General features: G+C 45.6%; 11 protein-coding genes. 5 read left to right on the forward strand and 6 right to left on the reverse strand.

Features of this window, described 5'->3' with window-relative positions:
• The first annotated feature begins 13 nt into the window (after nt 1-13).
• Nucleotides 14-451 (forward strand): DUF2177 family protein, encoded by a 438-nt coding sequence (locus tag AWH61_RS03055; protein WP_075176185.1) that lies wholly within the window; start codon nt 14-16, stop codon nt 449-451.
• Here the strand turns inward: AWH61_RS03055 and AWH61_RS03060 are convergent.
• Both AWH61_RS03060 and AWH61_RS03065 read right to left on the reverse strand, forming a co-directional pair.
• Entirely contained in the window at nt 429-1,583 is a 1,155-nt protein-coding gene (locus tag AWH61_RS03060; RefSeq protein WP_083605847.1) for a fatty acid desaturase family protein, read from the reverse strand. The genes AWH61_RS03055 and AWH61_RS03060 overlap by 23 nt on opposite strands.
• Complete coding sequence (locus tag AWH61_RS03065) at nt 1,580-2,638, reverse strand: flavin reductase family protein (RefSeq protein ID WP_249922592.1); 1,059 nt, start codon at nt 2,636-2,638, stop codon at nt 1,580-1,582. The genes AWH61_RS03060 and AWH61_RS03065 overlap by 4 nt, the downstream gene beginning before the upstream one ends.
• A gap of 289 nt (nt 2,639-2,927) precedes the next feature.
• Between AWH61_RS03065 and AWH61_RS03070 the strand changes: the two genes are divergently transcribed.
• Entirely contained in the window at nt 2,928-4,013 is a 1,086-nt protein-coding gene (locus AWH61_RS03070) for an alkene reductase (protein ID WP_075176187.1), read from the forward strand.
• Nucleotides 4,014-4,238: 225 nt separating this feature from the next.
• Here the strand turns inward: AWH61_RS03070 and AWH61_RS03075 are convergent, their stop codons facing one another.
• The gene (locus AWH61_RS03075; protein WP_014948746.1) at nt 4,239-4,457 is read right to left on the reverse strand and encodes a hypothetical protein; all 219 of its coding nucleotides are present in this window, start codon (nt 4,455-4,457) and stop codon (nt 4,239-4,241) included.
• A 311-nt stretch (nt 4,458-4,768) separates the two neighbouring features.
• Here AWH61_RS03075 and prfB point away from each other — a divergent pair.
• Nucleotides 4,769-5,867 (forward strand): peptide chain release factor 2 gene (gene prfB / locus AWH61_RS03080; RefSeq protein WP_101563798.1). Its coding sequence is split into 2 segments (ribosomal slippage): nt 4,769-4,843 and nt 4,845-5,867, totalling 1,098 coding nucleotides; the frame shifts between segments, so codons are not numbered across the junction.
• Nucleotides 5,868-5,890: 23 nt separating this feature from the next.
• Nucleotides 5,891-7,459 (forward strand): lysine--tRNA ligase, encoded by a 1,569-nt coding sequence (gene lysS, locus AWH61_RS03085; protein ID WP_075176188.1) that lies wholly within the window; start codon nt 5,891-5,893, stop codon nt 7,457-7,459.
• A gap of 40 nt (nt 7,460-7,499) precedes the next feature.
• Here the strand turns inward: lysS and AWH61_RS03090 are convergent, their stop codons facing one another.
• The 3 genes from AWH61_RS03090 to AWH61_RS03100 all read right to left on the reverse strand — a co-directional run bounded on the left by AWH61_RS03090 (nt 7,500) and on the right by AWH61_RS03100 (nt 9,852).
• Nucleotides 7,500-8,441: a ketopantoate reductase family protein gene (locus tag AWH61_RS03090; protein WP_075176189.1), complete on the reverse strand. Its 942-nt coding sequence runs from the start codon at nt 8,439-8,441 to the stop codon at nt 7,500-7,502.
• A 92-nt stretch (nt 8,442-8,533) separates the two neighbouring features.
• A complete protein-coding gene (locus tag AWH61_RS03095; RefSeq protein WP_075176190.1) occupies nt 8,534-9,286 on the reverse strand; it encodes a pseudouridine synthase in 753 nt (250 codons plus the stop codon).
• The gene (locus AWH61_RS03100; RefSeq protein WP_075176191.1) at nt 9,286-9,852 is read right to left on the reverse strand and encodes an Hpt domain-containing protein; all 567 of its coding nucleotides are present in this window, start codon (nt 9,850-9,852) and stop codon (nt 9,286-9,288) included. Before AWH61_RS03100 ends, AWH61_RS03095 begins: the two co-directional genes overlap by 1 nt.
• A 337-nt stretch (nt 9,853-10,189) precedes the next feature.
• Here AWH61_RS03100 and AWH61_RS03105 point away from each other — a divergent pair, with 337 nt between their 5' ends.
• Nucleotides 10,190-13,075, forward strand: coding sequence for a M16 family metallopeptidase (locus tag AWH61_RS03105; RefSeq protein WP_075176192.1), 2,886 nt, complete (start codon nt 10,190-10,192; stop codon nt 13,073-13,075).
• Nucleotides 13,076-13,124: the final 49 nt, after the last annotated feature.

A 13,124-nucleotide genomic window follows, 5' to 3' on the forward strand; every position in this document is an offset into this window, starting at 1 on the left:
AGGGATAGGTTCCATGCTTTCCAACCTCATTCGCTTTGCGAAAAACATCGTCGTGTCGTTAATTGCAATCTTTGTGTGTTTTGGTGTGCTCGACTTCTTGTGGCTTGGCGTTATTGCAGATGGCTGGTATCAAAGTGAAATGGCTTCTTTGCTTAGAAGTCAATTTATCACGTGGCCTTGGGTGGTTTTTTACCTCATGTATGGATGTGTGGTGTTTGTACTTGCTGTGGTGGCGAACAGAGATAAGTCGTTACTTTATGCAGGGATCGATGGCGCGCTTCTAGGGTTGGCCAGTTATGGCGCCTACAATTTAACGGCGTACAGCATTATTGAAGGTTTTACTTTGTTTATTATGTTGATTGACTGGGCGTGGGGCACGTGCCTAACCAGCGCAAGCGCCATGGCCGGCTGGTTAGGGTTTCAACTGGTTAAGGGAAAGAGTAGCGAATAATGCGTTTTAACACGCTGGCGTATTGTTTTAAAAAGCTGCCAGTGTTGTAGTGCATGCCGTGTTCTTCGAATACGGCTTTTACCTTGGGGGCCATCTCTCGGTAGCGTCTGGCTGGGATATCTGGAAACAGGTGGTGCTCAATTTGAAAGCTTAAATGCCCAGTAAGCACGTGAAACAGGTTTCCGCCCTTTATGTTCGACGAGCCCAGCGCTTGTCGGTAGTACCATTGCCCTCGGGTTTCATTAACACAATCTTCTTGTTTAAACGTTTCCACGTCGCCAGTGAAATGGCCGCAAAAGATAATAGTAGATGTCCATAAATTGCGTAGCAAATTGGCGATAAGGTTGCCGGTAAATACCCATAAAAATAACGGCCCAGCTAACAAAGGAAATATTACATAATCTTTTACTAACTGACGTGCGCCTTTGCTAAAAAAGCGTTTCTTAAGTTCATTATTGGTAACTTGGTTCTTACGGTTGTCCTTCTTTTTTCCAAAAAAGACCCGCTCAGCGGCCATTTCGTGATACGACACACCCCACTGAAATAAAACACTAAGTACGATGTAAGTCGCAAACTGCCATAGGTTTTTTACACGCCATCTAAAATCGTTAGACAGGCGAAGCAAGCCGTAGCCAAAGTCTCTGTCTTTCCCAATAATATTGGTATACGTGTGATGCTCGTAATTATGAACGCGATTCCAGCTCGCACCATCGCAGGCAATATCCCACTCATAGCCTTTCGAATTAATGTGTTTGTCGTTCATCCAATCGTACTGGCCGTGCATTACGTTGTGGCCTATTTCCATATTATCGAGAATTTTTGCTGTAGCTAAACTCAATACGCCGGCAACCCAGAGCAGCGGTTGAATGAACCCCAACATTAAAAGTATCCGTCCGCTCCACTCGCAAATTCGCTGAACAAGAATAATACGTCGGATATAGGCCGCATCTTCAGCGCCCACTTTTCGTTTAATGTCAGCTTTAATTTCATCAAGCTGAGCGGCAAGTAACTCGTAGTTCGGTTTCTCTTTAGTGCTCGTTGACCGAATAGCTTTGGTTTCACTTATCGGAGAATGCGCTTGTTCGATGGCTTCTTCACGGTGTTGGTTGTCTATTGCAACGCTGGTGTTCATAGTTGAATCTCCAAATCAGTAACGGCTTGTGATACACACAGCTGAATAAGTTGCTCTGCGCTATCTGAAAGCTCACCCGTGCGGGTATCTCTCACTACGCCCCGTTTCTTAACACATTGGCATTGATGACAAATTCCCATGCCACAGCCATAAGTCACAGGTTGTTCTGCTTGCTGAAGTTGTATAAGTAGGGTTTGCTGATTGTCGATAGCCAAAGATTGGCCATTGTGTACCAGGGAAAAGGTTTCGATTTCGGTAAGGCTGGTGTTGCTCACCACAGGAAGCGCAGCGAAGTGCTCGCTCGAAACAGGCACGTTGATCGCTTTTGCATAACTTTCAACTTGCTCGAACATGGCATGTGGACCACACACTAACCAGTGTGAATTGGCAAAGTTACACAAATGCGCTTCTACGTCTCCGTCTTTTTGCTTGCTCAAAATATCATAGGTGAAGTGCTCACAGCGCTGACTGAACGCTGATAATTCATTGAGTAATACATGCTCGTCTGGCTTAGCAAAATAAAGTAAGTGTACCGGTGTATGGTTTAGCTGCGCGTTGTTGACGGCATCGTCAAGCATGGCAATGAAAGGAGTTATACCCGAGCCGCCCGCTATCATAAGTAGGGGCTTTTCAACCTTCGGCCAGATAAATTCCCCCATAGGGGCTGAGATATTTACCCATTGATTAGGCACACAAGAGTGAAGATAAGGTGTTAATGCGCCCTGAGCTTTAACCTTGGTTACAAGACGAATCTGCTTTTCTTTTTGTCGGGTGTTAGCACCACTCGCTATGGTAAACACGCGAGTGGTGAGCCTGCCATTAATTTCTATGGTTAATGCGATATGTTGCCCTGCAACATGCGTTGGCCAAGACCTCTCTGGTATAAGTAACACCTCGAGCATATCCGTGCTCAGTTTTTTTACGGTCACAACCCTAGCTCTGAAATACCCATCGCGCCACGCGGGTCTAACTTGCTGCATCAGCACTTCCCAGTAGCCCTTCCAAGAGGCATGGTGAAAAATGCGATCAGTGAATTTATCTAGTAATAGTCTCAATGTAGAAATCACACCTGTATTTCGTCGGAATATCTTAAATACAAAAAGGATGAAAATATTTTAGCTTACACTTGTACGCTAACTCAGCGCACAAGTGTAAGCTTAATTTTTTCTGCGTCAAGAGGAGATGCATGAAATTTGGGATAACGTCGTCGAAATACACCGGTACTTTTGTGAAAAATGTAAAAGTGCTTTGTTAAAAATACGGGTTCTAACCCAGCTTTAGGGCCTTATATCTACCGTTATCCAAACGTGTAAATTGCAAGAATAAAGTTTAAAGGACTGTATTATGAAACTATTTGAAACCCTATCGCTGGCTGGAAAAACGCTGAACAATCGGGTTGTTATGCCGCCAATGACCCGCTCCCGCTCAACACAGCCGGGAGATGTGCCCAACAACCTTATGGCTGAATATTACGCTCAGCGCGCAAGTGCAGGGCTTATTGTGAGTGAAGGCACACAAATTTCGGCACTCGGTAAGGGTTATGCGTGGACGCCGGGGATTTATACCAAGGCGCAAATCGATGGCTGGAAGTTGGTAACAGATAAAGTCCATGAAGCGGGTGGTGTGATGTTTGCGCAACTTTGGCATGTGGGTCGCGTATCCCATCCTTCAAATACAGAGGGGAAGCAGCCTATTAGCGCATCGGCGATTCAAGCAAAAGGCGTAAAAGTATTTGTTGATGAAGGCGGCAACCCTGGCTTTGTTGAGTCGGTCATGCCCCGAGAAATGAGCATTGAAGATATAAAAGCCGTGGTAGAAGAGTATCGCGTTGCGGCGCGCAATGCCGTAGATGCTGGGTTTGATGGCATTGAATTGCATTCGGCTAATGGTTACTTGCTTAACCAGTTTATTGATTCTCAAAGTAATACAAGAACTGATGAATACGGCGGAAGTGTACAGAACCGTATTCGATTCTTGAAAGAAGTGGTGCAGGCTGTGTCTGAGGAAATTGGCGCTGATAAAGTAGGTGTACGTTTGGCGCCCCTAACAACATTAAACGGGACGGTCGACGACAATCCCGAAGAGACCTATCTTGCGATTGCTTCCATGCTTAATAGTTTCAAGATTGGCTATATGCATATTGCTGAAGCCGACTGGGATGATGCGCCGCAAATGCCAATATCATTCAAGATGGCTATTCGTGAAGCCTATAGCGGTCTGCTCATTTATGCCGGAAAGTACGACACAGAGCGTGCCGAACAAGCTCTAACTGAAGGGTGGGCAGATATGATTGGTTTTGGTCGACCTTTCGTGGCGAACCCAGATTTACCCTACAGACTAGCGAATAATGTACCCCTGAATGAGCACAACCCCGATACGTTATTTGGCGGTGGTGAGAAGGGCTACACAGATTATTCTTTTGCTAAATAGCCGGAAATTCCAGCGGGTGTGTAAAAAACACTTTGCTCAGGAAAAAGGGGCAATCCATTAAAAATGAGCATGGCTCTTTTTTACCAGAACGAACAGCACTTAAAACATGTTGTTCGTTCTAAATCTTACTTTCGTCAGTCAGCAGTTAGACTCATTACGTAACAGTTATACGCAGTGATGTGTTAACACCGTTGATACTCAACGAGTCATTTCTGCACTTTACGGTTAATATTTACGATTGCGATATAGCCAAGTGAAAATTCCGCTTCCCGCTATTAACATTGACGTGGCAAGCCACAATTTAGAAATGGGCGTGCCGTTGGGGCACTGCAACGCCATCGTTGCCCCCGCAAGGTTCTGGCAATCGACGAGTTGGCCCAAGGCCAATACAAAAAGACCGAGAAGTACGCCGATAACGGCATAAGACAAATTATTGAACGACATACTTTTCCTAAAAGATTTTCCAAACAATTCGCACTCTAAACGCACGCGACACTAAGCAATAATGCCCCAAACTAGTGCAGCTGTAGGCTGCCTTTAAAAACGTTTACTCTATTTGTATGGGTTAAGACAGCCTACCCAACAGTATGTGCGCGCCATTGAACGGTGAAAATACTCGCTTCAACGAAGGTGCTTAAAATCCATACGAAAATTAGCACAAGCTCAGTGTCGCAATATTTGCGCCAACCCCTATCAAAATTCCTTCAAATTCGGTACTATCCGCGGTCTTAAATTTTTAACGAAATAAGCGGACTATGTTTGAAATAAACCCCGTTATGAATGCGATAAAAGATATCCGCGAGCGCACTGAAGCGCTTAGGGGGTATCTTTGACTTTGATGCAAAGTCAGAGCGTTTAGAAGAAGTTAGCCGAGAGTTAGAAAGTCCTGACGTTTGGAACGAGCCAGACAGAGCGCAGGCCCTTGGCAAAGAAAAAGTGGCCTTGGAGCAAATCGTAGAGACGATCCACAAGCTCGATCAGGGAACTGAAGACGTTGAAGGTCTCGTTGAATTGGCTGTTGAAGCCGAAGATGAAGATACCTTCGTTGAGGCCCAAAGTGAGCTTGAAGGCTTAATTGAGCAGCTAGAAGTGCTTGAGTTTCGCCGCATGTTTTCTGGCCCTAACGACGAAAACGACTGCTATATTGATATTCAGTCGGGCTCTGGTGGTACAGAAGCACAAGATTGGGCCAATATGCTGCTGCGCATGTATTTGCGTTGGGGCGAAGCGCACGGTTTCAAAACGGAACTTATTGAAGTGTCGGAAGGTGAAGTCGCGGGCATTAAAAGTGCTACGCTGCGCGTTCAGGGCGAATATGCGTTTGGCTGGCTACGCACAGAAACAGGCGTACACCGCTTAGTACGTAAATCGCCGTTTGACTCGGGCAACCGCCGTCATACGTCGTTTTCATCTGCGTTTGTATATCCTGAAATTGATGACGACATCGATATTGAAATCAACCCGTCTGATTTACGTATAGACACCTATCGCGCATCGGGCGCGGGTGGCCAGCACGTAAACAGAACAGATTCAGCGGTACGTATTACCCATGAACCTACGGGCATTGTGGTGCAGTGTCAGAACGACCGCTCGCAGCACAAAAACAAAGATCAGGCGATGAAGCAGTTAAAAGCCAAACTTTATGAGTTTGAACTGCAAAAACAAAACGCTGAAAAACAAGCGATGGAAGACAGCAAGTCTGATATCGGCTGGGGAAGCCAAATACGCTCTTACGTTTTGGACGACTCCCGCATTAAAGATTTGCGTACTGGCGTGGAAACACGCAACACTCAAGCCGTGCTGGATGGCGACTTGGACAAATTTATTGAAGCCAGCCTGAAATCCGGGCTGTAAACCGAACAACGAAGTGAAAGGTTATGACTGACCAACAAACAGACGATAACAAATTGATTGCAGAGCGCCGTGCTAAGCTAAGCGCTATTCGCGAGCAGTGCCGTGCAAACGGTTTCCCAAACAGCTTCCGTCGCGAAAACTATGCGGATGAGCTTCAAGCTAAGTTCGGTGAATTCGACAAAGAAACGCTACAAGAGCAGGGTAACAAAGTAAGCATCGCTGGCCGTATTATGGCAAAGCGTGGTCCTTTCATGTTGCTTCAAGATATGACTGGCCGCATTCAGGCATACGCAGATAAAGACACGCAAAAAGCCCTTAAAGCAAAATATGGCGCACTAGATATTGGCGACATTATTGGCGTGGCGGGTGAGCTGCATAAGTCAGGTAAAGGCGACCTTTACGTGAACATGGAGCAATACGAGTTGCTAACCAAAGCACTTCGTCCATTGCCAGAAAAATTCCACGGTTTGAGTGACCAGGAAACGAAATATCGCCAGCGCTACGTTGATTTGATCACAAGTGAACAAACGCGCAAAACGTTCATGATCCGTAGCAAGATCGTAAACGGTATTCGCAATTATCTTACCGAACGTGACTACCTTGAAGTAGAAACACCGATGCTTCAGGTTATTCCTGGCGGCGCGACGGCGAAGCCGTTTGTGACTCACCACAATGCGTTAGACATCGATATGTACCTGCGTATTGCACCAGAGCTTTATCTTAAGCGCCTAGTGGTTGGTGGTTTTGAGCGTGTGTTCGAAATTAACCGTAACTTCCGTAATGAAGGCTTATCAACCCGTCACAACCCAGAGTTTACTATGCTTGAGTTCTATCAAGCGTATGCAGACTACAACGACCTGATGAACCTTACCGAAGATATGCTGCGCACGCTGGCAGAAGATATTCTTGGTACAAGCATTATCAAAAACACAACTAAAGACGCTGAAGGTAACGTAACGTCTGAAGTTGAATACGATTTTGGTAAGCCGTTTGACCGCTTAAGTATGGGCGAAGCTATTCTTAAGTACTGGCCAGAAGCTAACGAAGAAGCTATTCGCGACCCAGAGGCGAACCTTGACGCGCTTAAAGCAATGGCAAAACAGCTTCACATTAAAGAGCCTGAAGTTGACGGCATTTGGGGGGCGGGTAAGTACCTTTGCGAAATCTTCGAAGCAACAGCAGAAGAGAAGCTTATCCAACCTACGTTTATTACAGAATATCCGTGGGAAGTATCGCCGCTTGCGCGCCGTAACGACAACAACCCATTCATTACAGACCGCTTCGAGTTCTTTGTAGGTGGACGTGAATTAGCGAATGGCTTTAGCGAGCTTAACGACCCAGAAGATCAGGCGGAACGTTTTGCAAAGCAGGTTGAAGAGAAAGACGCTGGCGACGATGAAGCCATGCACTTTGACGATGACTACATCCGCGCCCTTGAATATGGCTTGCCGCCAACGGCGGGTGAAGGTATCGGGATTGACCGTCTAGCTATGCTATTTACTGATAGCTCAACAATTAAAGATGTTATCTTGTTCCCACACATGAAGCCTCAGGCGCCAAAAGACGCGCAAGAAGCGGGTGAACAAGAATAATCTTAATCCTTAAATTGCGTGATTTAGGTGCTCGGCGCTGTTAAAGCTTCAGCGCCTTAACACGCTCTACTAAAAGGGTATTCTCGGGAACGGAAATACCCTTTCTTGTTGCCATATCTACAATGTAACCGTTGATGGCGTCTATTTCTGTTTGTCTACCGTGAGCAACATCCTGATGCATACTTGAGTAGTTTTCTCCGGTCGCCTTGGCTACAGACAGCACATTTTCATGAACTGACAGTGCATCAAAATCTAGCCCGTAAGCATCCGCTACCTGAGTAAACTCATTGCAAATTGAAATACGGCTTTGTTCAAATTCAGGCTTAGCAATATGCTTATTTTGGATATTGTGAAGCGCCGTTAGTGGGTTAATCACAGCATTAACGGAAAGCTTCGTCCATAGTGCTTTTAGAATATTACTTTGGTATTGCACCGGCGGAAGTGCGTTATCTAACGTCGCAATTGCGCTGGCTAGCTGTGGCGCTATTTGTGAGAGGGCGGCCAATGTTTGAGGTGATGGCTTATCTACATTAGGCGCGCCAATTTGCGTTGCGCCAACGCCAGTATACTTAACATGAAAATCGCCGCTCGACGCGCTTACTTTTAACGCGCCATGACTGGTTGTAGCAAGAAGCAACGGATAATCGCCGCCTAGTAAATCTCTTGCGATCTCAAGTCCGCCCATACCGTTGTGAAGCAGCACAACGGTAGATTGTTGTGTGAGATAGGGAAGCCATTGCAATAGGGCTGCTTTAAGTTGATATACTTTCAAGGGGATTATCAGTACATCACTTTTAGGTAACACGATAGGTGAAGGCTTCGCAGGTTTTAGCGCAGTGGTTTGGCCGTTTTGCCAGTGTGCGCAAGAGGGCATGGTTTTCATGTCTCTGGGGTAGCAGTCATACGGCACGCCATTTTTCTGGGAGCTTGCAGCAATGAGGCTTCCTATGGCACCGCCGCCAACTATATGTAGTTTACCCATTAGCACCTATTAAACATTCAAAGTAGCTTCTATTTTCTTATGACTATTAGCACCTATTAGGTTAGCACCTATTAGGCCGTTCGCGTTTTCCCCTAGCACGCCGGCAAAAAGCGTGCGGGCAGGGAAGGCCATGGATAAGTCCCAGGCGCATTAAGCCCATTGTACCAAGTCTGCACATCGGCTTCGTTTATGACTTCACCTGTATCGAAAGGTGCAGTAACCGATAATTCACCAGAAGACAAAGGTAGGCGCAAATGCCATGCATGAAGATACAGCCTGTCTGATGTCTCACCCCCATAAAGTGTATCACCCAAAATAGGTGCGCCAATGCTTTTAAGCGCCACACGAATTTGATGGGTTTTCCCCGAGTGAGGCTTAACGATAAACCCTCGGGTACCGGGCTTAGCCGCGCTACTGAAAAACTGAGTGATAGCCGGGTTTTCTGTGGTTTTTAGCAAAATCCGCTGGCCGCCTCGACGATTTTTCATATCGCCCATTATCATGCCTTGTTTCTTTTTAGGCTTGTGATCACTTAGCGCCAAGTAGTATTTGCTCACACGTCGTGATGAGAAAAGCACGCCAATTTCTCCGGCTACAGCTGCATTTTTAGCAAGACACAAGCAGCCCGACGTGCCCGTATCTAAGCGGTGGCATAGATGCAGTTCTGTTACGGCTAACTGCTTTTTTAATCGGGTGACAATGCCGTCTATTTTTTCTGGTTCGCCGTTTTCGGCAATATTTTCTCTAACATCTGCCTCACTGGTGGCATCGTGCATAGCAATGCCAATAGGCTTGTTAACAATAATGAGGTCTGTATTTTCAAAGAGAACGGGGATCGGCTGCACTAGCTATTTTCTAACTCTGAAATGGCTTCTTCATAGTCAAGTTCGTCTACCGCATCGATAATAGCCGAGCGCTTTTCTTGTGGTAGGGCAAGGGCATCTAGCCATTCATCCAGTTTGTCCTGGGCGATAAACTCGCTCGCTTTCAGCGCTGTCATTAACTGTTTTCGCGCTTGCTCAGCTGCTGCTCCATTCGCCGGTGCCGGGGCAGAAGCTGTGACTTCTGGCTCTTTGAACAACGCATCAACCGCAGCAATGGTTTCATCTAGTACTGCGATAAAAGCAGGGTATTGTTCAGCAACGCGTTTGTCGTTTCTAAAGCCGCTTTCTACAGGCTTGCTCGCATTGTGCAAAGCAAAAAGCCCTAGGTTTCCTGTCACGCCTTTTAGTGTGTGAACAAGAGAGTAAGCCTCATTAAAATCACCCTTAGCAACATGCGCCTGCAAGTCAGCATCAAGAGAACGGTATTCGTCCGTAAACTTACCAAGTAGGGTGAACAACAGTTTTTTGTTACCACTTAGCTGTGACATTCCAAAATCAATATCGACTACTGTTGTTGACTGATCCATGCAACTATCCTTTTTATTTCGCAACTTCTATTGGGCTATTTCTATTCCAAATGGAAACCGTTTGTCAGTTCATTCGTACCACTTAGCGAATTCAACTGGCTAAAGCCTATTTTACAAAAGACTATGAAGTGTAAGTGTATTTCAGAAATACACAAATTAATACAATCATAGCAAAGTCGAAGCAAGTAAAGCGCTAAAAAGTCTGGTAGTCTTCGAAAATTCGCTTGCGCTATAGAGATAGCAACCTCTGTTTTCACCCAATAAGCCAAGTACCACTCAGTGAATATAGAGTGAAAAGGCAGAGTGAAGAATGTGTAGTAATTTAAAAGGAATCATCATGTCAGGAAAACTGACCCTACGTACCTTCGTTATGACCATAGGCGTCATTGCAGTAACAGCGTGTCAGCACGTACAGGAAGAGAAGACGAATAACCAACTAAACACAGTAGCTGATTCGTCGAACACCGTGTCTATTCCTTACGAAAAGTACACATTAGAAAACGGACTTACCGTCATTCTCCACGAAGACCATTCTGATCCACTGGTTCATGTTGACGTTACCTATCACGTTGGCTCTGCGCGAGAAGAGGTAGGTAAATCGGGTTTTGCTCACTTTTTTGAGCACATGATGTTTCAAGGCTCAAAACACGTTGCCGATGAGCAGCATTTTAAGGTTATTACGGAATCGGGCGGTAACTTAAACGGCACAACCAATACCGATCGCACAAACTATTTTGAAACCGTACCGGCTAACCAATTGGAGAAAGTCCTTTGGCTAGAATCTGACAGAATGGGCTATCTGTTAGAAGCCGTAGACCAAACTAAGTTTGAAAACCAAAGAGAAACGGTTAAAAATGAGCGTGCACAACGTGTGGACAATCAGCCCTACGGATTGCGTTTCGAGCTTAATGGTGAAGCGTTATATCCCGAAGGGCATCCATACTCGTGGATGACTATCGGCTATGTAGAAGATTTAGACCGCGTTGACGTCAATGACCTAAAAGCCTTTTTTAAGCGCTGGTATGGCCCGAACAATGCGGTCCTAACTATTGGTGGCGATATCGACGTAGCCAAAACCAAAGCGTGGGTGAATAAGTACTTTGGGGAAATCCCAACAGGACCTAAAGTAGAAGAGCCTGAGCCTCAGCCAGTAACGCTAGACGAAACCCGTTATGTAACGTTAGAAGATAAAGTTCATCTTCCGCTTCTGCAAATAACTTATCCTACAGTGTATGGTCGCCATGAAGACGAAGCGCCACTGGACGTATTGGCCGATATTTTAGGCGGTGGAAAAACCTCACTGTTTTACAAAAACCTAGTGAAAGAAGGCATGGCGGTGCAAGCCGTGGTGTCTCACCCTTGCCGCGAACTTGCCTGTGAATTCCAGCTACTCGCTTTGGCTAACCCTGCAAAAATTACTTCACTTTCTACTCTCCAGAACGTACTGAATGAAACCCTAAAAGAGTTTGAGACACGTGGTGTAACGGCAGATGATTTAGCGCGTACAAAAGGACAAATTGAAGCGCGTACGGTATTTGGCTTACAAAGTGTGTCTGGCAAAGTGTCAGCCCTCGCCGCTAACGAAACCTTTTACCAAACGCCAGATTTGATTGCCGAAGATATTGCGCGCTATAACGCCGTAACTGCTGAAGACGTTATGCGTGTTTACAATAAATACATTAAAGACGCCAATAGCGTTGTATTAAGCGTGGTGCCCAAAGGGCAGGTTCAGCTCGCTGCGGCTGAGCAGACCTTTGAACGTCCGGTGAGAAATATTGAAATCGATACGGTAGAAGTGTCTGAAAATGAAGCTGTTACCAGTGCCCCATCTACCAATACCGCCCCTAGCTTTGATAGAAGCGTAATGCCGAAAGCCGGTGAGGCACCGGTTGTGGAAGTTCCTGATTATTGGGAGTCTGAACTTGCTAACGGCATTGAAATACTTGGCGTAACCAGCACCGAAACGCCAACGGTAACGCTTACATTAGGTATGGATGGAGGCATGTTGCTAGACCCTGAGGGTAAAGCGGGTACGGCCTACTTAACCGCGTTACTTATGAATGAAACTACAAAGCATTACAGCAACGAAGAATTAGCCAGCGAACTTGCAAAACTGGGTAGCGCTATCCGATTTAGTACTGCAGGTAGATACTCACAAGTTTACGTCTCTACCTTAACCAAGCATTTAGATGAAACCCTAGCACTGTTAAAAGAAAAGCTGTTCAACCCTGCGTTCACTCAAGAAGATTTCAACCGCATGAAAGAGCGTGTTGTACAAGGCTTGCAGCAGCAAGCGAAAACGCCGTCTAGCTTAGCTCGCCGCGCGCGTGACCTCGTTCTTTTTGGTGAAGATAACCGCGTGAGCCTGCCGGATGAAGGCACGCTGCAAACTGTGCAGAATATCACGTTGGAAGATGTTAAAACGTTTTATGCCAATTACTATTCGCCAGATAAAGCGAGTATCGTCGTTGTTGGTAACTTACCGAAAAAAGACATGGTGAATACACTAGACTTTATTGGTCAGTGGAAGGGGAATACCTATGAATTTGCTGATTACAGCGACTTTCCCAAGTACGAAGAAAACCAAATCTTCCTAGTGGATAGCCCAGAAGCGGTTCAGTCGGTAGTATTTATTGTTGATAGAAGCTTACCTTTTGATGCGACAGGCGATCACTTTAAGTCTCGCCTTATGAACTTTCCATTAGGGGGAGCATTTAATAGCCGCATAAATCTGAACCTTCGAGAAGATAAAGGCTTCACCTATGGAGCAAATAGTGGTTTCGTTGGTGGCAAAACCCTTGGCTGGTTTGAAGCAAGTACCGACCTCACTGCTGCTAACACAGGTGAAGGTATCGCTGAAATTTTAAAAGAGATTAATCGCTACCGCACTGAAGGTGTAACCGAGGAAGAAATTGCGTTCATGCGCAATGCCTTTACGTTAAGCGACGCACTTGAATTTGAAACACCTACCAGTAAAGCGCGCTTTTTAAGGCAATTGCTTAGCTATGGTCTTGATAAAGGCTATCGTGAAGAGCAGCTTGCTATTATCAACAATATTGATAAGAAAACGATGGATACCTTGGCAAAGCAATATTTGAATCTTGATAAGATGCAAATTATTGTAGTAGGCGATAAAGCTAAAATTTTGCCTCAGTTAAACGCGCTATCGATGCCAATTATCGAGTTATCAGTAGAGAGTAATACCCGAGAAACGTTAAACTGATAGATTGATTTTTGTTGAATTTACATTATTGCCCCCCATAACAGGGGGC

Source organism: Alteromonas sp. W12 (assembly GCF_001924945.1).
Lineage (GTDB): Bacteria > Pseudomonadota > Gammaproteobacteria > Enterobacterales > Alteromonadaceae > Alteromonas > Alteromonas macleodii.

Bases quoted from the DNA above. Each gene is read 5' to 3' on its own strand.
- AWH61_RS03090 (WP_075176189.1), bottom strand. From the start codon at position 8,441: ATGGGTAAACTACATATAGTTGGCGGCGGTGCCATAGGAAGCCTCATT.
- AWH61_RS03105 (WP_075176192.1), top strand. From the start codon at position 10,190: ATGTCAGGAAAACTGACCCTACGTACCTTCGTTATGACCATAGGCGTC.
- AWH61_RS03055 (WP_075176185.1), top strand. From the start codon at position 14: ATGCTTTCCAACCTCATTCGCTTTGCGAAAAACATCGTCGTGTCGTTA.
- AWH61_RS03075 (WP_014948746.1), bottom strand. From the start codon at position 4,457: ATGTCGTTCAATAATTTGTCTTATGCCGTTATCGGCGTACTTCTCGGT.
- AWH61_RS03060 (WP_083605847.1), bottom strand. From the start codon at position 1,583: ATGAACACCAGCGTTGCAATAGACAACCAACACCGTGAAGAAGCCATC.
- AWH61_RS03070 (WP_075176187.1), top strand. From the start codon at position 2,928: ATGAAACTATTTGAAACCCTATCGCTGGCTGGAAAAACGCTGAACAAT.
- AWH61_RS03100 (WP_075176191.1), bottom strand. From the start codon at position 9,852: ATGGATCAGTCAACAACAGTAGTCGATATTGATTTTGGAATGTCACAG.
- lysS (WP_075176188.1), top strand. From the start codon at position 5,891: ATGACTGACCAACAAACAGACGATAACAAATTGATTGCAGAGCGCCGT.